General features: G+C 72.7%; 16 protein-coding genes and 2 tRNA genes. 8 read left to right on the forward strand and 10 right to left on the reverse strand.

Translation table 11 applies throughout. The features are described 5' to 3' along the window. Positions 1 to 19 precede the first annotated feature (19 nt). Genes F563_RS0115770 through F563_RS22875 form a run of 4 tightly spaced genes read right to left on the reverse strand, consistent with a single transcriptional unit; the run spans position 20 to position 5,466 of the window. Positions 20 to 1,207 (reverse strand): multidrug effflux MFS transporter, encoded by a 1,188-nt coding sequence (locus tag F563_RS0115770; RefSeq protein ID WP_035575405.1) that lies wholly within the window; start codon positions 1,205 to 1,207, stop codon positions 20 to 22. Positions 1,208 to 1,249: 42 nt separating this feature from the next. Beyond that, the gene (locus F563_RS0115775) at positions 1,250 to 3,865 is read right to left on the reverse strand and encodes a TIGR02302 family protein (protein WP_019015655.1); all 2,616 of its coding nucleotides are present in this window, start codon (positions 3,863 to 3,865) and stop codon (positions 1,250 to 1,252) included. Between the two features lie 7 nt (positions 3,866 to 3,872). Continuing rightward, positions 3,873 to 5,216, reverse strand: a complete 1,344-nt coding sequence (gene lysA, locus F563_RS0115780; protein ID WP_019015656.1) for a diaminopimelate decarboxylase — start codon at positions 5,214 to 5,216, stop codon at positions 3,873 to 3,875. Between the two features lies 1 nt (position 5,217). After that, positions 5,218 to 5,466 (reverse strand): hypothetical protein, encoded by a 249-nt coding sequence (locus F563_RS22875; protein ID WP_019015657.1) that lies wholly within the window; start codon positions 5,464 to 5,466, stop codon positions 5,218 to 5,220. Between the two features lie 111 nt (positions 5,467 to 5,577). Here F563_RS22875 and F563_RS0115790 point away from each other — a divergent pair, with 111 nt between their 5' ends. Continuing rightward, positions 5,578 to 6,774 (forward strand): hypothetical protein, encoded by a 1,197-nt coding sequence (locus F563_RS0115790; RefSeq protein WP_019015658.1) that lies wholly within the window; start codon positions 5,578 to 5,580, stop codon positions 6,772 to 6,774. Between the two features lie 7 nt (positions 6,775 to 6,781). Here F563_RS0115790 and argH read toward each other — a convergent pair whose 3' ends face one another. Beyond that, positions 6,782 to 8,200 (reverse strand): argininosuccinate lyase, encoded by a 1,419-nt coding sequence (gene argH, locus F563_RS0115795; RefSeq protein ID WP_026299636.1) that lies wholly within the window; start codon positions 8,198 to 8,200, stop codon positions 6,782 to 6,784. Between argH and F563_RS22880 the strand changes: the two genes are divergently transcribed. Further along, the gene (locus F563_RS22880; RefSeq protein WP_169404173.1) at positions 8,199 to 8,753 is read left to right on the forward strand and encodes a TlpA disulfide reductase family protein; all 555 of its coding nucleotides are present in this window, start codon (positions 8,199 to 8,201) and stop codon (positions 8,751 to 8,753) included. The genes argH and F563_RS22880 overlap by 2 nt on opposite strands. A gap of 106 nt (positions 8,754 to 8,859) precedes the next feature. Here the strand turns inward: F563_RS22880 and F563_RS0115805 are convergent, their stop codons facing one another. Next, on the reverse strand, positions 8,860 to 10,074 hold the full coding sequence (locus tag F563_RS0115805) for a pyridoxal-phosphate-dependent aminotransferase family protein (protein WP_019015661.1): 1,215 nt from the start codon (positions 10,072 to 10,074) through the stop codon (positions 8,860 to 8,862). A gap of 77 nt (positions 10,075 to 10,151) precedes the next feature. Here F563_RS0115805 and F563_RS0115810 point away from each other — a divergent pair, with 77 nt between their 5' ends. Both F563_RS0115810 and F563_RS22885 read left to right on the forward strand, forming a co-directional pair. After that, entirely contained in the window at positions 10,152 to 13,055 is a 2,904-nt protein-coding gene (locus F563_RS0115810) for an FAD-binding and (Fe-S)-binding domain-containing protein (RefSeq protein WP_019015662.1), read from the forward strand. A gap of 147 nt (positions 13,056 to 13,202) precedes the next feature. Beyond that, complete coding sequence (locus F563_RS22885; protein ID WP_019015663.1) at positions 13,203 to 14,459, forward strand: MFS transporter; 1,257 nt, start codon at positions 13,203 to 13,205, stop codon at positions 14,457 to 14,459. Here F563_RS22885 and F563_RS0115820 read toward each other — a convergent pair. After that, a complete protein-coding gene (locus F563_RS0115820; protein WP_019015664.1) occupies positions 14,435 to 15,034 on the reverse strand; it encodes a protoglobin domain-containing protein in 600 nt (199 codons plus the stop codon). The two genes, F563_RS22885 and F563_RS0115820, sit on opposite strands and share 25 nt — an antisense overlap. Before the next feature lie 72 nt (positions 15,035 to 15,106). On the opposite strand from F563_RS0115820, the gene F563_RS0115825 reads away from it, so the two are divergent. Beyond that, positions 15,107 to 15,703: a MarR family winged helix-turn-helix transcriptional regulator gene (locus tag F563_RS0115825; RefSeq protein ID WP_019015665.1), complete on the forward strand. Its 597-nt coding sequence runs from the start codon at positions 15,107 to 15,109 to the stop codon at positions 15,701 to 15,703. 4 nt (positions 15,704 to 15,707) lie between these two features. On the opposite strand, the gene F563_RS0115830 is transcribed toward F563_RS0115825, so the two are convergent. The 3 genes from F563_RS0115830 to rlmB are packed head-to-tail and all read right to left on the reverse strand — an operon-like array spanning position 15,708 to position 18,129. Next, entirely contained in the window at positions 15,708 to 16,565 is an 858-nt protein-coding gene (locus F563_RS0115830) for an LOG family protein (protein ID WP_019015666.1), read from the reverse strand. Then, positions 16,562 to 17,365 (reverse strand): 2-keto-4-pentenoate hydratase, encoded by an 804-nt coding sequence (locus tag F563_RS0115835; protein WP_019015667.1) that lies wholly within the window; start codon positions 17,363 to 17,365, stop codon positions 16,562 to 16,564. Before F563_RS0115835 ends, F563_RS0115830 begins: the two co-directional genes overlap by 4 nt. Further along, complete coding sequence (gene rlmB, locus F563_RS0115840) at positions 17,362 to 18,129, reverse strand: 23S rRNA (guanosine(2251)-2'-O)-methyltransferase RlmB (protein ID WP_084596639.1); 768 nt, start codon at positions 18,127 to 18,129, stop codon at positions 17,362 to 17,364. The genes F563_RS0115835 and rlmB overlap by 4 nt, the downstream gene beginning before the upstream one ends. A 117-nt stretch (positions 18,130 to 18,246) precedes the next feature. Between rlmB and F563_RS0115845 the strand changes: the two genes are divergently transcribed. The 3 genes from F563_RS0115845 to tuf form a co-directional block, all read left to right on the forward strand. Next, positions 18,247 to 18,332: transfer RNA gene (locus F563_RS0115845), tRNA-Tyr, on the forward strand. Positions 18,333 to 18,403: 71 nt separating this feature from the next. Continuing rightward, a tRNA-Gly gene (locus F563_RS0115850) sits at positions 18,404 to 18,477 on the forward strand. Between the two features lie 76 nt (positions 18,478 to 18,553). Next, a partial coding sequence (gene tuf, locus F563_RS0115855) for an elongation factor Tu (protein ID WP_019013728.1) occupies positions 18,554 to 19,742 on the forward strand: 1,189 nt, incomplete at its 3' end.

The raw sequence follows: 19,742 nt of genomic DNA on the forward strand, positions 1-19,742 counted from the left end.
GGAGTTTCCCCCAAATCCCCTATCCCATGGACCGAGGCGGGAGCGTGCGGCGCCGCCAGCGCTCAGCGAGCAGTGCGCCGAGGCCGCCAAGGAGGATGAGCACCGCCATTGGCCGAGCGGTGCCATCGGCGAGCAGCGACACCCCCGCTGCGGCCACGCCGCCCAGCGCGAAGGCCAGCATCCCCATCAGTGCCGAGGCCGTGCCCGCCCGCGCGGCCTGACGCGCCAGCGCGAGGGCCGACGCATTCGGCACGACGACACCCAGCGCACCGGTCGCGGTGGCGAGCGGCACCACCAGCCCCGCCACCCCGCCCGCGCCGGTGAAGGCGGTGAACGCCAGCACCAGGGAGGCCAAGCCGAGCAGCGTCGCCGCGACCGCCAGCAGCACGCTCGGCGGATGGCGCTTGAGCAGCCAGGCATTGAGCTGTGCCGCGCCGACATAGCAGGCGGCGTTGGCCCCGAAGATCACGGCGTAGGTCGCGGCGCTCAACCCGTGCACACCCATGAACGCCACCGGCGAGCCGGCGATGTAGGCGAACATCGCGCCCACGCCTGCGGCGGATGCGAGCGCCGGCGCCAGGAACGTCCGGTCCGACGCAGCGGCCGCATAGGCGCCGGCGATGCCCAGCAGATTGCGCCGTACGCGCCGCTCCGGCGGCAGGGTCTCGGGCAAGGCGAACCGCGTCAGCGCGAGGCAGGCCACACCGTAGGCCGCCAGCACCCAGAAGATCGCGCGCCAGTCGGCGACCTGGAGCACCAGCCCGCCGAGCGACGGCGCGAGGATCGGCGCCGCCCCCATCACCAGGATCAGCCGGCTCATCAGCCGCGCCGCCGCCGCGCCCTCGGCGACGTCGCGCACGATCGCGCGCGGGATCACCATCCCGGCCGAGCCGCCGAAGGCGGCGAGCGCGCGGAACAGCGAGAAGCTGGCCGCATCGGGCGCCAGCGCGCAGCCCATCGAGGCGACGACATAGACCGCCCCGCCCGCCAGCAACGGCCGGCGTCGCCCGAACCGGTCGGCGAGCGGCCCCTGGGTCAGCTGCCCGACCGCGAGGCCGACGAAGAATGCCGCGAGTGTTGTCTCGGCCGTGCCGGCACCGCCGAACTCCGCGGCGATCGCAGGGAAGGCGGGCAGATACATGTCGATCGAGAGCGGCCCGACGGCGGTGAGGATGCCGAGCACAAGCGCGAGACGGGTCTGGGACACGCGCGGAGAGAGGCACGCGGACGGGCCGCGCGCAAGCGCGGCTCAGAAGCGGCGCAGCAGCCGGTCGATGTACTCGAGCTCGGGCTGCGGCCGTTCGCGCTCGCCCGCGCGCCGGCGCAGCTCCTCCTGGATCTCGCGGGTGCGCTGCATCTCCATCTCTTCGGGCACGCGCACGTCGGAACCCTCGTCGCGGCCGCCCACCTGATCGCGCCGCGGTCGCCCGAGCGGATCGCGACCCTGGCCCATCTCGCGGCCTTCGCCGGAGGTGTCGCCGCCCATCTCGGTGTTGTCGCCGCCCGGGTCGCCATCGCCCTCGCCGGGCTCCATCATCCCCATCATCCCGGCCATCTGGTTCTGCATCTCGCGCCCGCCCCGCTGCAGGGCCTCGATCGCGCGCTGCTGGGCCCCCTGGGCACGCTCATTGTCGCCCTGGCCGAGCGCCTCCACCGCCTCGCGCATCGCCATGTCGGCCTGGCCGAGCGGCTCGGGCACATCGCCGGTCATGTCGGCGAACTGGTCCATCAGCTCGCCGAGCGCGCGGCGCAGCGCCTGCTGCTGGCGCTGGTCCATCTGGCCTTCGGCCGAGCGCTGGCGCTGCTGCTGTTGCTGCTGCTGGCCCCGCTGCTGCTGTTGCTGCTGCCCCGGCGAGGGCTGACGCCATGGCTGCTGTTGCTGGCTGCGCGGCGGCTGGCGCTGCTGACGGTCCTGCTCGGCGCGCTGGTGGCTGCGGTCCATCAACTGCCCCTGGCGCTGGAGCATGTCGTTGACCGCGCCCATCATCTGCTGGCCCTGCTCGCGCTGCTGCTGGCGCTCGGGGCTCTCCATCCGGCTCATCCGGCCCTGCTGGAGCTGCTCGATCGCGCGCTCGAGCTCGGCGAGGTGCTGGCGCATCCGCTCGAGTTCGCCCCGCCGCGCGGCCTCCTGCATCCGCTCGGCCATGCGCTGCATGTCGCGCATGTCGAGGGTGCGCGCGTTGCGGTCGAAGGGCATGGTCTCGACGCCCTCGCGCCGCATCTGCTCCATCAGCGCCTCGAAGTAGCGCTGCATCGCCTCCTGGAGCTGCCGGGCAAGACGCTCGAGTTCCGCGCGGTCCACCTCCTCGCCGCGCTCGACCCGATCCAGCGCCTCGCGCAACTGCTCGCGCAGCTCCGAGAGCTGCCGCCATGTGCGATCGCGCCCGCCCTCCTCGATGCGCAGCGCGAGATCCCACAGCAGCTCCTGCACCTCGGCGATCGCAGCCTCGGTACGGTCGAAGCGCAGCCGCGAGCGCGCCACGCGCAGGCCGAGGAAGACGGTGAAGTCGTGGTCGAACGCCTCCGGCGCGGCGGCGAGCCGGTCGAGCTCGCGGGTGTGCGCGCTGCGCTCGGCCGGCGCGAGCGTCATGCGCTTGCGCAGTGCGATCAGCGCGCGCGCGACCGGATGCTCGAACCGCCGCTCGGGCAGCTCGACCGTCATCGTCTCGGAGCGTCCGGTCTGGTCCGCCCCGTCGCGCGCCTCGAGGGTGATCGTCACCGGCAGCCCGGCCCAGGGATGGGCGGAGAGATCCGGCTGGCCCGTGCCGCGCACATGCCGGCTCGCGCCACCCGGCACGGGCATCGGCACGGTCAGCGGCTCGGTCTCGGGCCGGGCGACCAGGCGCAGGATCGCGTCCACTGCAACGACGCCGTAGTCGTCGCGCGCATCGAACTCGATGCGAAGCTGCGGCGTGGCCGGCCCGCGGCCGGGCGGGGCGACGAAGGCGACGGTCGGCGGGGCGTCGGTGAGCAGGCGCAGCGGCCAGGCGGCCAGTTCCCTTCCGTCGCGCGTGATCGCGAGGCGGCCGGGTGTGGCGAGCGTCGTCTCGGCGGCGAAGGAATGCGCGTCGAGGCTGCGGAACGCGACCTCGCCGCCGCCGGCATCGAGCCGCGGCGCACCACCCGTGCCGCCGGAGACATGGACCGCGAGCCGGCTCGCCGTCGGCACGGTGATCGGGGCGGTGGCCGCGCCCGGCTCATGGCGGACGAACACCGGCGCCATGCCGGTATAGGCCGGTGGGGTGATCCAGAGCTCGAGCCGAAGCGGCAGCGGCGGCGCGGCGGCGGCGCCGAAGGAGGGCGAGACCGCGGCCCCCAGCCGCGGTCCGGTCTCCGGACCGGCGATGACCAGCGCCGCGAGCAGCGAGAGCGCGAGCCCGGCACGCAGCGCCATCGGGTCGCGCCGCGGCAGGCCCGGATGCGGCGCGCCGACCTTCAGCCGCGCCGCCGCCTGGGCCGCGCGCGCCTGATGCGCCGCCCAGAGCGCGGCGGTGGCGGGATCGGCGGCGCCACCGGCGGGCCGATCGGCGAGGCTCGCGAGCGGGCGATGCGCGAGCCCCGAGGCACGCTCCAGCCGCCGTTCGCCCTCCGCGCCGCCGGGCAGGCGGATCTGCCGCGCCGCCCAGACGATCGCGGCGCAGGCGGCGCAGAGGAAGGCCGCGAGCACGATCAGGTGCAGCCAACCCGGCAGCAGCGGCAAGAGGCCGGTCAGCGCGATCACGCCGAAGACGCCGAGGATGCCGAGCAGCGGCGCGATCGCGGGCCACACCCGCTCCCACAGGATCGCCGCGCGCGCGAGGCCGCGCCGGAACCCAAGCCGCCGGATCGGCGGTGGCGGGGAGGGGGGCAGCGCGGCGCGGCTCATGGTCGCATCATCGCCCGGAAGCAAGCCAGGGCGGGATCACATCCTGGGCAATCAGCGCCTCGTGCGACTGTCTCGGGCGGATCACCGCGACCTCATCTCCACGCACCATCACGGCGGCGGCCAGCGGACGCGCATTATAGGTCGAACTCATGACCGCGCCGTAAGCGCCGGCATCGAGGATCGCCACCAGCTCTCCGGGTCCGAGGGGCGGCAGCATCCGCCCGCTGGCGAAGGTGTCGCCGCTCTCGCAGACAGGGCCAACCACCTCCGCCGGCGCGAGCGGCGCGTGCCACCGCGTCGCCGAGACGGGAACGATCGCATGCCACGCCTCGTAGAGGGAAGGGCGGATCAGATCGTTCATCGCCGCATCCAGGATCACGAAGCGGCGCAGCGCGCCCTGCTTCTCCAGGATGACGCGCGCGAGCAGCAGCCCCGCCGGGCCGACCAGCCAGCGTCCGGGCTCCAGCATCAGCGGCAGGCCCAAGGCTCCCACGGTCTCGCGCAGGACATGGGCGAAGGCCGCGGGCGAGGGCGCGGGTTCGTTCCGGTAGGGGATGCCGAGCCCGCCGCCGCAATCGACCCGTTCCACCGGCAGCCCTTCGGCACGGAGGGATCGGACGAGCTCGGCCAGCCGCGCATAGGCCGCGCGATAGGGGGCGAGCGCGGTGATCTGGCTGCCGATATGCACGGCCACGCCGCGCAGGCGAATGCCGGCGGTGTTCGCCGCCCGCGCGTAGAGATCGCGCGCCGCGTCGATCGGGATGCCGAACTTGTTCTCGGCCCTGCCGGTCGTGATCTTGGCGTGGGTGCCGGCATCGACATCCGGGTTCACGCGGAGCGCGACCGGCGCGCTGAGGCCCATGCTCGCGGCGATCGCGCCGAGCATCGCCAGTTCCTCGGCGCTCTCGACGTTGATCTGGCCGACGCCGGCGGCAAGCGCGGTGCGGAGCTCCGCCTCGGTCTTGCCCACCCCGGAGAACACGATGTCGCCAGGCGCGATGCCGGCGGCGCGGGCGGCGAGGAACTCCCCGCCCGAGACGACGTCGGCACCGGCGCCGAGGGTGCCGAGCAGGCGCACCACGGCGAGCGCGTCGTTCGCCTTCATCGCGTAGTGGATGCGCGCATCGAGGCCGGCCCCTGACAGCGCCTCGGCCAGTGCGCGATAGCGCCCCTCGATGGTGGAAGCGGAATAGACCCAGCTCGGTGTGCCGTGCGCGGCGGCGATGCGCGCGAGCGGCACGCCCTCGACCATCAGTCCGGCCTCGATCGCGACCGAGAGATGCGGGCGCAGCGCGAGGATCTCGTCGAAGCACGGGTCCTCGTCAGCGTCACGCGGGGCAGGGGCGGCCATGTCAGCGTCTCCGTCCGGGTGGGGGCGGGAAGACCACGCGACCGCCTCCGCGCGGGGTGGTCTCGTCGCGCGGATAGGTGCGGGGGTAGATGACCTCCTCCTCCGGGCCGGGCGGCACCGGGTCGCCGCGCTTGCCGCAGCCGACCAGGAGCACGGCGGCGACCAGGGCCAGCAGCAGGACCACGCGGGTCCAGCGCCGGAGCGGCAACCCGCAGCCCATCCCGGAAGTGCCGAATGCGCCCTGGAACATCGCTTCATGGTGCCTCAGCCGCGCCCTCTCCGCCATGGCCTGGCCGTCAGCGGGTTCCTGCCCGTCTGTTCTGGCCGTGGTATGGCTGGACGCGCAGCATCCCGAGAGGCCATGTCCGCCCCGCCCCCCGCTGCTCGCCGCCTGACCGGCCTTGCCGTCCTGTGCTGGGCGCTCGGTCTCCTCTCGGTCGCGCTGCCGGCCTGGCTGATCGCCGACGAGCTCAGCCACCCGCGCGGCCCGTTCCGCGATCTCGGGATCGCGATCGTGCTGGGCGCGCTGGCGCCCGTGCTCACGCTGGCGAGCTTCGCCGCCAATCTGATCTACGCGCGGCTGCGCAGCTGGAGAGTCGGCCGGGGGCTCAAGGCGGTGCTGGCGGTCCAGGCGCTCGGGCTTTCTGCCGCTCTGGCACTCTGGGGCCTGGCCGCGCTGGAGGCCCATCGCGACTCCCGCCTCGCGGACCGGCGCGGCGCGGTCTATGCGGCGGTCGAGCGGAACGACCCCGTAGCGATCGCCCAGGGCTTCGAGCGTTGCGGCGCGGACTGCGCGGATGAGCGCGACCGGCTGCTGCTGTTCGCCGCCGAGGCGCGCGCGCACCGGGCGATCGCGGCGCTGCTGGCCCTCGGCGCGCGGCCCGCGTCCGACTCGCGCGCCGCGCGCGGCCTGCGCACCTGCGAAGGGCTGTATCTTCCGCTGCTCACCGCGCTGGAGATCAGCGTCGCGCGCGACGACGCCGAGGGAGTCGCGCTGCTGCTGCCCGAGGCCGATGCGCGTGCCCGCCGCCGTGCGGCCTGGATCGCCGCCCAGCTCGACCGGCTGGAGCTGCTGCAGCGTCTGCTCGACGCTGGCGTGCCGCTGACCCTGAGCGGCAACATCCTGGACGAGAACGCCACGCTGCTGAACGCGGCCGCGTCGGGCGCGGCGCTGCGCGTGGCCTCCTGGCTGCTTGCGGCGCACGGCTTCGATCCGAGCGGACTGCCGCAAGGGAGCGGCGGCGGGCGCGGCGAGACCCCGCTCGCGTCGCTGGTCCGGTACGCGAGCGATGTCCCCGACTCGGAGCGGTTCGCGCCGTTCCTGCGCCTGCTGCTCGCGCGCGGTGCGGAGATGGAGCGCATCTCGCCGGCGACGGGCAAGACCGCGTTGCAGCTCGCCGTCGATGTCTACGCGCTCTCGGCCTACGAGGCACTGGTCGGGGCGGGTGCGTCCGAGGCCGTGCTGACCCCGGCAGAGCGCGCGCGCCTCGCGCAGATGCGGGCGAGCCCGCCGCCCGCGCGCCATCTCTCCGCCGATCAGCCGAATTGCGTGCGATAGGCGCGGATCAGCCGAGGCGTTCGCGCCAGGCCTTGGCCTGCGCCGCGACATTCGCCGGCGCGGTGCCGCCATAGCTCACGCGCGAGGCGAGCGAGGCCTCCACCGTGAGCACCGAGAACACGTCCTCGGTGATGCGCGGCTCCACCGACTGCATCTCGGCGAGCGTCAGCCCCGCGAGATCCGTGCCCTTCGCCTCGGCTGCCGCCACCAGCCGGCCCGTGACATGATGCGCGGTGCGGAACGGCAGGCCGAGCACGCGCACCAGCCAGTCGGCGAGGTCGGTCGCGGTCGCGAAGCCCTCGCCGGCCCAGCGCCGCATCGCCTCCGCGTTCGGCCGCATGTCGCGCACCATGCCGGCGGTGGCGGCGAGGCAGAGGGCGAGGCTGTCGGCCGTGTCGAAGATCGGCTCCTTGTCCTCCTGCATGTCCTTGCCGTAGGTCAGCGCCAATCCCTTCATCACGGTCAGCAGCGCGATCAGGTTGCCGTTGATCCGCCCGGTCTTGGCGCGCACGAGCTCCGCCGCGTCCGGGTTGCGCTTCTGCGGCATGATCGAGGAGCCGGTGGTGAACGCATCCGAGAGCGTGACGAAGCGCCAGGGCGCGCTCATCCAGATCACGATCTCCTCGGCAAGCCGCGACAGGTTGGCCGCGCAGGTCGCGGCGGCCGCCATGAACTCGATCGCGTAGTCGCGCGCCGAGACCGCATCGAGGCTGTTCGCCATCGGCCGGTCGAAGCCGAGCTCGGCCGCGGTCGCGTGGCGGTCGATCGGGAAGGAGGTGCCGGCTAGCGCCGCCGCGCCGAGCGGGCATTCGTTCAGCCGCGCGCGGCAATCGGCGAAGCGGCCGCGGTCGCGCGCCAGCATCTCGACATAGGCGAGCATGTGATGGCCGAAGGTGGTCGGCTGGGCGATCTGGAGATGCGTGAAGCCCGGCATGGGTGTGGCGGCATGTGCCTCCGCCTGGGCCACGAGCGCGCGCATGCAGTCGGCGAGCTGCGCGTCCAGCGCGTCGATCGCGTCGCGCACCCAGAGCCGCACGTCGAGCGCGACCTGGTCGTTGCGCGACCGGGCGGTGTGCAGCCGCCGGCCCGGATCGCCGATCAGCTCGATCAGCCGGGCCTCCACGTTCATGTGGATGTCCTCGCGCTCTGTCGAGAACGTGAAGCGGCCGGACTCGATCTCCGCCGCGACCTGCGCCAGACCAGCGAGGATCGCGTCGCGGTCGGCCTCGGTGATGATGCCCCGGGCGGCGAGCATGGCCGCATGCGCCTTCGAGCCGGCGATGTCCTGGCGCCACATCCGCCGGTCGAAGCCGATCGAGGCGTTGATCTCCTGCATGATCGCGGCCGGGCCGGCCGCGAAGCGGCCGCCCCACAGCGCATTGGCCGGCGCTCTGGCGGCGGATGAGGATGAGGGAGTGTCGGGCATGGGTCGTTCCGTCGGGGTGTCGCGCCGGGTGCTGCTGGGCGGGGTCGCGGCGACCTCTGCCATGCTGGCCCTGCCCCGGCAAGGAAGTGCGGCCAGCGGGACGCTGGTCGAGGTCGTGCCCCGCCGCGCCCTGGCTGATGCCGCGTTCCGCGATGCCGACGGCGCCGAACGCCGCCTCGCCGATTTCGCGGGCAAGGGTCTGGTGGTGAACCTCTGGGCCACCTGGTGCCCGCCCTGCGTCGAGGAGATGCCCGCGCTCGACCGTCTCGCCCGGCAGGTGCGCGGCGACGGGATCGAGGTGCTGGCGCTGAGCCAGGATCGCGGCGGCGCCGAGGTGGTGCGGGCGTTCTATGCCCGTTTGGGCATCCGCCACCTGGGCGTGTGGCTCGACCCGCGCGGCGCGGCCGGCCGGGCCTGGGGCGCGCGCGGCCTGCCCACCACGCTGATCGTCGATCGCGCGGGGCGGGAAGCGGCGCGACTGGAAGGCATCACCGAGTGGGATGCCGCGCGGATGGTGGCGCGCATCCGCGCCCTGGTCGCCGCCGCGGCGTAGCGGGCGCGCCGGGCGCAGAGCGGTTTCCGCATGAGTGGGAACCGCTGTGGGTAGTGCTGTCGAGCATCTTCACGCCCAGGCTGATTCGAGCCGTGGGCGACCTGCTCTACGCCGCGCGCGCCACGCCGGGCGCCGCCTGACCCGCCAGATACGCCATCGCCGCCTGCACGCCGCCTGCCTTGTGCGGCACACCCGCGAGCCCGAGCCCCATCTCCACGCCGGCGAGCGTGCCCATCAACGTCAGGTCGTTGAAGTCGCCCAGGTGGCCGATCCGGAACACCCGGTCGGCGAGCTTCGACAGGCCGTTGCCGAGCGACATGTCGAAGGCGTCGCGGATCACCGCGCGCACCCGGTCGGCCGATTGTCCTTCGGGAACCCTGACGGCGGTGAGCGACGAGGAATGGTTCTTCGCCACGCGGCACTGCGTCTCCAGCCCCCAGGCGGCGACCGCCCGGCGCGTCGCCTCGGCGTGGCGGTCGTGGCGCGCGAACACCCGATCGAGCCCCTCCTCGTGCAGCATCGCGATCGCCTCGCGCAGCCCGTAGAGCAGGTTGGTCGCCGGCGTGTAGGGGAAGTAGCCGGTGGCGTTCGGCCCGGCCATCTCCTCCCAGGACCAGAACGAGCGCGGGAGCTTGGCGGTGTTCTGCGCCGCATAGGCCTTCTCGGAGACCGCGTTGAACGAGAGCCCCGGCGGCAGCATCAGCCCCTTCTGCGACCCGCCGACCGTCACATCCACGCCCCACTCGTCATGCCGATAGTCGATCGAGGCGAGCGAGGAGATCGTGTCCACCATCAGCAGCGCCGGGTGCTTCGCCGCGTCGATGGCGCGCCGGATCGCCGGGATGTCGGTGGTGCAGCCGGTCGAGGTCTCGTTGTGCACCACGCAGACGGCCTTGATCGCGCGGCCGCGGTCCTCGGCGAGCCGGGCCTCGATCTCGCCGGCGGCGATGTCGGCGCCGGCGCGCCAGTCGGTCTCGATCAGGATCGGCGTGAGCCCGAGCCGCTCGGCCATCCGCCGCCACAGGCTCGCGAAATGGCCGGTCTCGACCATCAGCACGGCATCGCCGGGCGAGAGCGTGTTGACCAGCGCCGCCTCCCACGCCCCGGTGCCGGAGGCGGGGTAGATGAAGGCATGGCCCTTCTCGGTCTTGAAGATGGTCTTCATGCCCTCCAGGCACGCCCGGCCCAGCTTGGCGAAGGCGGGGCTGCGATGGTCCATGGTCGGGTTGTCGATCGCCCGCAGGATGCGGTCGGGGACATTCGTCGGCCCGGGGATCTGGAGGAAATGGCGGCCCGCGACCCGCCCCGGCTCGTTCTGCATCGCGTTGTTCCTTGGCCCTTGTCTCCCGGCGCCTTGCGCCATCTGATGCGATAGAGACACCGGGGAGAACGCTGTCAATGCCTGCTGCCCTGCGACCGGGGCTTGAGCGGCGCCTGAAGGCCGCGCTGAAGGGTGAGGTGCGCGCGGACGCGGCGACGCGCGGCCGCTTTGCCACCGACGCTTCGCACTACCAGGTGATGCCGGCCGCTGTGGCGTTTCCGCGCGACGCCGCGGATGTGGCCGCCGCGATCGCGATCGCGCGCGAGGAGGGTGTCGCCATCACCCCGCGCGGCGGCGGCACGTCGCAGAACGGCCAGACCATCAACACCGGGCTGGTGCTCGACTGCTCGCGGCATCTGAACCGTATCCTCGAGATCGACCCTGCCAACCGCCGTGCCGTGGTGCAGCCGGGGCTGGTGCTCGACGAGCTGAACCGCGCGCTCGCGCCCCATCGGCTCTGGTATCCGGTGGATGTCTCGACCGCCTCGCGCGCGACCCTTGGCGGCATGGCGGGCAACAACTCCTGCGGCGCGCGATCGCTCCGCTTCGGCACCATGCGCGACAACGTGCGCGCGATCGAGGCCATCCTGCCCGACGGCACGGCCGCGCGCTTCGACGACCGCGCCGCCTTGCGCAACGACTCGCCGATCGCCCCGCTGGTCTCGGACCTGCGCGCGATCGCCGCGCGCGAGGCGGACGAGATCGAGGCGCGATTCCCGAAAGTGCAGCGCCGCGTTGGCGGCTACAATCTCGATGCGCTGGTGCCCGCGCGCGATCCGCCGAACCTCGCGCATCTGCTGGTCGGCTCCGAGGGTACGCTCGGCTTCTCGACCGCGATCGAACTCGCACTCTCGCCCGTACTGCCGCGGCACAGGACGCTCGGCGCCTGCCACTTCGGCAGCTTCCACGCGGCGATGGAGTCCGCCCAGCACATCGTCAGGCTCGCCCCCGTCGGTGTGGAACTGGTCGATCGCACCATGATCGAGCTTGCGCGCGACATCGCGATGTTCCGGCCCACGCTCGACGCCTTCATGCGCGGCGAGCCCGAGGCGCTGCTGCTGGTGGAGTTTGCCGAGGACGACGCGGCGACCAACCGGGGCCGGCTGAAGGACCTCGCGGCGCTCATGGGCGATCTCGGCTTCGGCTGGGAGCGCGCCGGCGCGCGCTTCGGCGGCGTGGTGGAGGTGACCGATCCGGCGCTGCAAGGCGCGATCAACCAGCTCCGCACCGCGGGCCTCAACATCATGATGAGCATGAAGGAGGAGGGGAAGCCCATCTCCTTCGTCGAGGACTGCGCGGTGCCGCTGGAACACCTTGCCGACTACACCGCGCGGCTGACCGAGGTGTTCGCGCGTCACGGCACGCGCGGCACCTGGTACGCCCATGCGGGTTCGGGCTGTTTGCATGTGCGGCCCGTCCTGAACCTGAAGCTGGAGCAGGATGCCCGCACGATGCGCGCGATCGCCGAGGAGGCCTTCGCGATGGTGCGCGCGTACAAGGGCAGCCACTCGGGCGAGCACGGCGACGGCATCGTGCGCAGCGAGTTCCACGCATTCATGTTCGGCGAGCGGATTGTGCGCGCCTTCGAGGCGGTGAAGGACCGCGTCGATCCGCGCGGACTCTTCAACCCGAATCGCATCGTGCGTCCGCCGCGCATGGATGACCGGACGCTGTTCCGCTACCACCCGGATTACGCGACATCCACGCATCGCCCGGCGCTCGACTGGTCGGACTTTCCGCGCGCGAGCCCTGCCGCCTCGTTCCAGGCCGCGGTCGAGATGTGCAACAACAACGGCGCCTGCCGTGCGCTCGCGGGCGAGGTGATGTGCCCCTCCTACCGCGCCACGCGCGAGGAGCGCGACGTCACGCGCGGGCGCGCCAACACGCTCAGGCTGGCGCTTTCGGGTCAGCTCGACGGCGGTATCACCTCCGACGCCGTGGCCGAGGCGCTGTCGCTTTGCGTCTCCTGCAAGGCGTGCCGGCGCGAATGCCCGACGGGCGTGGACATGGCGCGCATGAAGATCGAGGTGCTGGCGGCGCGCAACGCCGCGCGGGGGCTGTCGATCCGCGACCGTCTGGTGGCGTTCCTGCCGCGCTACGCCCGCCACGCCGCACGGCTTCGCCTGCTCACGAACGCGCGCAACGCGATCCCGACGTTCGCACGACTGTCGCAGTTCCTCACCGGGTTCTCCGCCGCGCGTCCGCTGCCGCGCTGGTCGCGCGCGCCCTGGCGCGACGACGAGGCCTCGATGCCGGAACCCGACGCGATCCTGTTCGCCGACACCTTCAATCGCTGGTTCGAGCCCGAGAACCTGCGCGACGCGGCGCGCGTGTTGCGCGCGGCCGAGTTTCGCGTTGCCGCCGCCAATGGGCCCGGGCGACCGCTCTGCTGCGGCCGCACGTTCCTCGCCGCCGGGCTTGTCGATCGCGCGCGCGAGGAGGCGCGCCGCACACTCGCCGTGCTCGCGCCGCATGCGCGCGCCGGCCGGCCGATCATCGGCCTGGAACCCTCGTGCCTGCTGACGCTGCGCGACGAGTGGTTGTCGCTCGGCCTGGGTGAGCACGCGCGCGTGGTCGCCGATCACGCGCTGCTGTTCGAGGAGTTCGTCGACCGCAACGCCGCGCGCTTTGCCGCCGTGCTGAAGCCGCTCGCGGGACGGCGCGCGATCGTGCATGGCCACTGCCACAGCAAGGCGTTCGGGGCCTTCCCGGCGGTGATCCGCGCGTTGAAGACGATCCCGGACCTGCCCGTGACGCCGATCGAGTCGTCGTGCTGCGGCATGGCCGGCGCTTTCGGCTATCAGGCGGAGACACAGCCCGTCTCGCGGGCGATGGCGGAGCTGTCGCTGCTGCCGGCGGTGCGTGCGGCCGATCCACACACGCTGATCGTCGCCAATGGAACCTCGTGCCGGCACCAGATCGCCGATCTCGCCCCGCGCGAGGCGCTCAATCCCGCGCGCGTGCTCGCGATGGCGCTGTAGCGTGCGGCAGCGCAGCACGTTTCGGGGCTTGTGACGCCCGAGCCCGTGGGCAAGATGCACGTTGAGCGGGCGGCCGAGCCGGCACCCGCAGGGACGGAAACCGGATCGCGCGACGCTCTCTGACGCGCGGGCCTCAGCCGAGGATCGATGATCGCGTCACTGCTGCCGGTCGGCTCGCTGCTCTCGGGTGTGGGGCTCCTGCTGGTCGGGCACGGGCTGCTCACCATGGCCTTGCCGCTGCGCGGGGAAGCGGAGGGGTTCGACCCCGTCGCGATCGGCGCGCTCGGAGCCGCCTACTACGGCGGGTTCGTGGCCGGCTGCCTGCACGGGCCGCGCGTGATCCGCCGCGCGGGTCACATCCGCGCCGTCGCTGCCGTGGTGTGCGGCGTGTCGGCGGCGGCGGCGGCCTATCCCCTGGCCGTCACCGTGCCCGCCTGGATCGTGCTCCGCTTCGCCTTCGGCTACGGGCTCGCGGTGTTCTACCTGATCGTCGAGTCCTGGTTGAACGACCGCGCGACCAACACCACGCGCGGCATGATCATGTCGGCCTACATCATGGTGAACCATGTCGCGCTGACCGGCGGGCAGTTGCTGCTGTTCGCCTGGCCGGTCGAGGGCTTCCACCTGTTCGTGCTGGGCAGCGTGCTGATCTCGATCTCGGCGATCCCGGTCGTGCTGACCCGGCAGGCCCAGCCGGCGCCGGTGACCGAGGTGCGCTTCCGGCCGGGGCGATTGTGGCGCGCGTCGCCGGTGGGGCTGGTCGGCAGCCTGATGATCGGCGTCGGCAATGGCGCCTTCTGGAGCCTCGGCCCGGTCTCCGCCACCGATTTCGGGTTGACCCACCGGGAAGCGGCGATCTTCATGAGTGTCGCCGTGATGTCCGGTGCGCTCGTCCAGATGCCGATCGGGCGGGTGTCGGACCGGCTCGACCGGCGCCATGTGCTGGCCGTGCTGCTCGCCGCGGCGACCGGCACGGGGCTCTCCGTGTTCCTGCTCGCGCCGTCCGGGATCGCGCTGATGCTGCTCGGCGCGGCCTTCGGCGCCTCGGCATTGCCCGGCTACTCGCTGGTTGCCGCGCACGCCTATGACCACGCCGATCCGTCGGACTATGTCGGTACCGCATCGAGCCTGCTGCTCGTCAACGGGCTCGGCTCGATCGTCGGTCCGATCGCGGCGGCGTTCCTGCTGCGCGCTTCACCGGGCGGCGGGCTCTACCTCTTCACCGCGGCGACGCATGGGGTCCTGCTGGGCTTCGTGCTGTGGCGGGTGACGCGCCGTGCCGCGCCCCCCGAGCAGGCGCGCGAGAGCTTCGATCTCGCCGCGACCGCGCCCGCCGCGGTCGGCGGCGTGATCGCGCCGGAGCCGGCCGCCGAGGCGGATCAGAAGTCGCCCGCGGCGACGTAGGGCCTCGCCCACAGGATCGCCTGCAGCAGCACCGCCTTGGTCCAGGCCGCGTGCATCGCGTCCACTTCGGCCGGCGTGGCCCCCGTCTCGGCGAGGAACGGGCGCATGGTGAGCGAGATCGGCATCACCAGGGCCAGCAGATGGCGCAGCGGGATGTGCGGCGCGGCGTTCACGCCGTCGGTGCGGTTCTTGCCGCTGCGGTGATGCCGGCGGCCGATCTCGTCCTGCCAGGCGAGCCAGGCGGCGTCGTGCGGCGCGGTGCAGGTGTCGAGAATCCACTGCCCGAAGCGCGCGCGCACGGCGGCGAGATAGGCGCCGATCGGCTCGCCCGTGCCGTGCTCGCGGAACGCGGCGAGCAGATGCGGCTGCGAGGCGACGAAGCCGTACCAGACATCCAGGATCGCCTCGATCCGGTCGGCGACGATCGCGCCCGCGCGCTTCAGCGCCGCGACATCCTCCGGGCCGAACAACAGGCTCGCCTCCAGTTCGGCGAGTTCGGCCGGGGTGAGCGGCGAGGGCGCAAGCGCGGGATCGCCGTAGCGGTAGCCGGGGATGGCGGTCGCGGGAGCGGTCATGGGGTCCTCCTTGCCAGGACGTTGCGCCAGCGGATAGCATCGAGTCGATATCGCTTCCCGCGGAGCCGGTCAATGGGTAATAGCGACTCGCTATCGGATCGTGAGGAGAACGCCAGCCGCCATGCCGCGCGGCTGATCAACCGGCTCGACCGGCTTGCGCGCGCGGCCGACCATCGCGGCGGGCTCAACCCGGCCCAGCGCGACGCGCTGCGCTATCTCGGCCTCGCCAACCGCTTCTCGCGCAGCCCCGCGGCCCTCGCCGACTATCTCGGCGCGACGCGGGGCACGGTGTCGCAGAGCCTGATCGCGCTCGAAGCCAAGGGCTACGTGACGCGCGAACCCCATCCGTGCGACCGGCGCGCGGTCACGCTCGGGCTCACGGCCGCCGGGCGCGCCGCGCTGAAGGAGGACGGCGGCGTCGCGCTGCTCGCCGAGGCGGTTGCGGCGGGCGCCGGTGCGGAGGCGCCGACGCTCGCACGCCTGCTCGACGCCACCCTCGCCGCGGCGATCGCGCGGAACGGCGGGCGCGCCTTCGGCGTCTGCCGCACCTGCCGCCATTTCCGCGCCGAGGCCCATGCCGGCACGGCGCGGCCGCATCACTGCGCGCTGCTCGACGTGCCGCTGGGCGAGGCCGATGCCGGCGCGATCTGCGTCGAGCACGCGGCCTGACGGTTCACACCGGCGGCGGCTCCTCCTCCGCCCCCAGCAGTTCGCCGCCGTAGAACGCGCGGATCGCCTCGGCGCCCTCCTCGGCGGTCTCGACGAAGCGGATCAGGTCGAGATCGGCGTGGTCGATCAGGCCTTCCTCGGCCAGCACCTCGAAGCGCACCACCCGGTCCCAGAACGCGCGATGGAACAGCAGGATCGGCAGGCGGCGGATCTTGCGGGTCTGCACCAGCGTCAGCGTCTCGAAGAGTTCGTCCATCGTGCCGAACCCGCCAGGGAAAACGGCCAGCGCCTTGGCGCGCATCAGGAACTGCATCTTGCGGATGCCGAAATAATGGAACTGGAACGAGAGTTCGGGCGTGATCCAGCGGTTCGGGACCTGCTCGCGCGGCAGCACGATCGAGAGCCCGATGGTCTTGCCCCCGGCCTCGGTCGCGCCGCGGTTGCCCGCCTCCATGATGCCCGGGCCGCCGCCGGTGACCACCACCAGCTCGCACCGCCCCGCGCCCTGTCCCGCCTCGGTGATCAGCCGGGCGAAGCGCCGCGCCTCCTCGTACCAGACGAGCTGGCGCTCGGCCCGCGCGGCATCGCCGCCGTCGCGCGCGATCGCCGCCACCGCCTCCGGTCCGGCGATCCGGGCGGAGCCGAACACCACCACGGTCGAGCCGATCCCGGCCTCGTCCTGCAGCCGGTCGGGCTTCATCAGTTCGAGCATCAGCCGCACCCCGCGCATCTCCGGGCGCAGCAGGAACTCGGGATCGTTGAAGGCGAGCCGGAAGGAGGGGTGCGGGGCCGCTTCCTCGACCGGCCGCGCCTGACGCACCGCCTCGTCGGCGCGCGGATAGGTGTCGGGGCGGCGGCTCATGTGAAGCGCGCCGTGACGGTGCCGAGACCGTCGAAGCTGACCTCGATCTCGGCGGGTCCGGAGAGCCAGGCGGGCGGGGTGACCGAGCCGCACAGGATCACCTGCCCGGCCCGCAGCCCGCCGAAGGCGGCCGCGGCCGGCGAGGCGGCGAGCCAGCGCAGCACCGCGAGCGGATGGCCGAGCAGATCGCCGCCCTGGCCTTCGCCGAACAGCCTGCCGTTCACCGTCATCCGCCCGCGCGCGGCGACGAGGTCGCGCCCGGCCAGCCGGCCGGCCGGCCAGCCCTCGGCATCCGCGCCCAGCACGGACGCGCCGTGGAAGAACCGGTCGGCGATCAGCATCGGCGTGCCGATCCCGACCCCGCCCTGGTAGCGGTTCTCGACGATCTCGATCGCCGGCAGCACCGCCGCGACCGCCTCGGCCAGCGCCTCCTGGCGGTGTTCGCCGGGCGGGATGTCGCGGCCGAGCCGGAAGGCGATCTCGCACTCCACGCCGGGGGTCAGCCAGGCGCGGAACGGCGAGACCGCGCCGGAGGGAAGGAGGCCCGAGCGCATCATGAACCCGGCCGCCGGGGTGCGGATGCCGAGATGCAGCTGCATGGTCGCCGCGGTCGCGCCGATCTTGAACCCCGCCGGCGGGCAGGCGCCGAGCCGGCGCGCGAGTGCCGCCTGCACCGCGTAGCCCTCGGCCGGATCGGCAGGCGCGATCGCGGGGTCGAGCGGCACGAGGGGGCGGCGTGCGGCCAGGGCGTCGGCGATGGCCTCGGCGGCGCGTTCGGGCCGCCCGGCGTGGTCGGTCATGCACTCTCCTGTTCAAGCCGGTCGTGCTGCACCGCGTAGAGCGCGACCGCTGCCGCGACCGAGACGTTCAGGCTCTCCACCGCGCCGCGCTGCGGCAGGCGCACCGTCAGGTCGCACGCCTCGCGCGTCAGCCGCCGCATCCCCTCGTCCTCCGCGCCCAGCACCAGCGCGAGCCGGCGATCGCCGAGCCCGGCTTCGGCGAGCGTGGTCGGCGCCTCCGCATCGAGCCCGACGATCCAGAGCCCGGCCTGCTTCAGCGCCTCCAGGGTGCGCGCGAGGTTCACGGCGCGGAGCAGAGGCACGCGTTCGAGCGCGCCGGCGGCCGCGCGCGCCATCGCCCCACCTTCCAGCGGCGCATGGCGGTCCTGCACGATCACCGCGGCCGCCCCGAACGCGGCCGCCGAGCGCAGGATCGCGCCGACATTGCGCGGATCGGTGACCTGGTCCAGCACCAGCACCGGCCCCGGCGAGGCGACGAGCGCCTCGGCGAGCGGCGGCGCGGAGAGGGGATCGACCAGCGCGGCGAGCCCCTGATGCACGGCGCCCGGCGGCAGCAGGGCGGCGATCGCGGCGGCCTCGGCGCGTTCGGGGCTGGCATCGGCCGGCAGGCTCGCGGCGGCCTCGCGGGTCGCGAGCACGCGTCGGACCTTGCGCGCAGGATTGCCGAGTGCCGCGCGCACGGCATGTGCGCCGTAGATCCAGTACGGACCGTGCGGATCGCGGCCGCGAATTCGGGTCTCGCGACGGCGCGGAGGGGTGCCCATAGGGCCAGCATGGCCGGGAGCGGCGGCGGACGGAAGCCCGGCCTCCTCGTTGACAGGCCGGGCGAAATGCCGTTAGTCCGCGCGGTCCCGCGCCGCCTGCGGGGATGTCCCGGGGCCGGAGGGGTGCCCGAGTGGCTAAAGGGGACGGACTGTAAATCCGTTGGCGCACGCCTACGCTGGTTCGAATCCAGCCCCCTCCACCAGGGACGCTTCCGTTGCGGCGCAGAGGACCGGACACCAACCGACCGGAAAGGGAACCGCGTTCCACGGCCTTGCGGGTGTAGCTCAATGGTAGAGCCCCAGCCTTCCAAGCTGGTTGTGCGGGTTCGATTCCCGTCACCCGCTCCACTCGGACCCCCGGGCCGACCATGTTCCCCCCCTCCGACCCCAGCAACCTGACGAACGAGAGAGACGAGGCCGCGCGATGGCGAAGGCGAAGTTTGAGCGGACGAAGCCGCACTGCAACATCGGCACGATTGGTCACGTGGACCATGGGAAGACGTCGCTGACGGCGGCGATCACGAAGGTTCTGGCGAAGACGGGCGGGGCGACGTTCACGGCGTACGACCAGATCGACAAGGCGCCGGAGGAGAAGGCGCGCGGGATCACGATTTCGACGGCGCATGTGGAGTACGAGACGAAGGCGCGGCATTACGCGCACGTGGATTGCCCTGGTCATGCGGACTACGTGAAGAACATGATCACGGGGGCGGCGCAGATGGACGGGGCGATCCTGGTGGTCTCGGCGGCGGATGGTCCGATGCCGCAGACGCGCGAGCACATCCTGCTGGCGCGCCAGGTGGGTGTGCCGGCGCTGGTGGTGTTCATGAACAAGGTGGACATGGTGGACGATCCCGAGCTTCTGGAGCTGGTGGAGCTCGAGGTTCGGGAGCTGTTGAAGTCGTATCAGTTCCCGGGGGACGAGATTCCGGTGATCAAGGGTTCGGCGCTGTGTGCGCTGGAGGATCGCAATCCGGAGATCGGCGAGCAGGCGATCCTGCAGCTGATGGATGCGGTGGACGCGTACATTCCGCAGCCGGACCGGCCTAAGGATCGTCCGTTCCTGATGCCGATCGAGGACGTGTTCTCGATCTCGGGCCGCGGCACGGTGGTGACGGGGCGGATCGAGCGGGGTGTGGTGAAGGTGGGCGACGAGGTGGAGATCGTCGGCCTGCGCCCGACGATGAAGACGGTGGTGACGGGGGTGGAGATGTTCCGCAAGCTGCTGGACAGCGGCGAGGCGGGGGACAACATCGGGGCGCTGTTGCGTGGCACGAAGCGCGAGGAGGTGGAGCGTGGCCAGGTTCTGGCGGCGCCTGGCTCGATCACGCCGCACACGAAGTTCCTGGCGGAGGCGTACATCCTGACGAAGGAGGAGGGGGGCCGGCACACGCCGTTCTTCACCAACTACCGTCCGCAGTTCTACTTCCGCACGACGGACGTGACGGGTGTTGTGACGCTGCCCGAGGGCACGGAGATGGTGATGCCTGGGGACAATGTGCGGATGGAGGTGACGCTGATCGCGCCGATCGCGATGGACGAGGGGCTGCGCTTCGCGATCCGCGAGGGCGGGCGCACCGTCGGCGCCGGCGTCGTCACCAAGATCGTCCAGT

This window comes from Elioraea tepidiphila DSM 17972, from assembly GCF_000378465.1.
GTDB lineage: Bacteria > Pseudomonadota > Alphaproteobacteria > Acetobacterales > Acetobacteraceae > Elioraea > Elioraea tepidiphila.

Excerpts from the sequence above, each read along its gene's own strand:
- F563_RS0115775 (WP_019015655.1), bottom strand. The coding sequence starts at position 3,865 with ATGAGCCGCGCCGCGCTGCCCCCCTCCCCGCCACCGCCGATCCGGCGG.
- lysA (WP_019015656.1), bottom strand. The coding sequence starts at position 5,216 with ATGGCCGCCCCTGCCCCGCGTGACGCTGACGAGGACCCGTGCTTCGAC.
- F563_RS22875 (WP_019015657.1), bottom strand. The coding sequence starts at position 5,466 with ATGTTCCAGGGCGCATTCGGCACTTCCGGGATGGGCTGCGGGTTGCCG.
- F563_RS0115790 (WP_019015658.1), top strand. The coding sequence starts at position 5,578 with ATGTCCGCCCCGCCCCCCGCTGCTCGCCGCCTGACCGGCCTTGCCGTC.
- F563_RS22880 (WP_169404173.1), top strand. The coding sequence starts at position 8,199 with ATGGGTCGTTCCGTCGGGGTGTCGCGCCGGGTGCTGCTGGGCGGGGTC.
- argH (WP_026299636.1), bottom strand. The coding sequence starts at position 8,200 with ATGCCCGACACTCCCTCATCCTCATCCGCCGCCAGAGCGCCGGCCAAT.
- F563_RS0115805 (WP_019015661.1), bottom strand. The coding sequence starts at position 10,074 with ATGCAGAACGAGCCGGGGCGGGTCGCGGGCCGCCATTTCCTCCAGATC.
- F563_RS0115810 (WP_019015662.1), top strand. The coding sequence starts at position 10,152 with ATGCCTGCTGCCCTGCGACCGGGGCTTGAGCGGCGCCTGAAGGCCGCG.
- F563_RS22885 (WP_019015663.1), top strand. The coding sequence starts at position 13,203 with ATGATCGCGTCACTGCTGCCGGTCGGCTCGCTGCTCTCGGGTGTGGGG.
- F563_RS0115820 (WP_019015664.1), bottom strand. The coding sequence starts at position 15,034 with ATGACCGCTCCCGCGACCGCCATCCCCGGCTACCGCTACGGCGATCCC.
- F563_RS0115825 (WP_019015665.1), top strand. The coding sequence starts at position 15,107 with ATGGGTAATAGCGACTCGCTATCGGATCGTGAGGAGAACGCCAGCCGC.
- F563_RS0115830 (WP_019015666.1), bottom strand. The coding sequence starts at position 16,565 with ATGAGCCGCCGCCCCGACACCTATCCGCGCGCCGACGAGGCGGTGCGT.
- F563_RS0115835 (WP_019015667.1), bottom strand. The coding sequence starts at position 17,365 with ATGACCGACCACGCCGGGCGGCCCGAACGCGCCGCCGAGGCCATCGCC.
- rlmB (WP_084596639.1), bottom strand. The coding sequence starts at position 18,129 with ATGGGCACCCCTCCGCGCCGTCGCGAGACCCGAATTCGCGGCCGCGAT.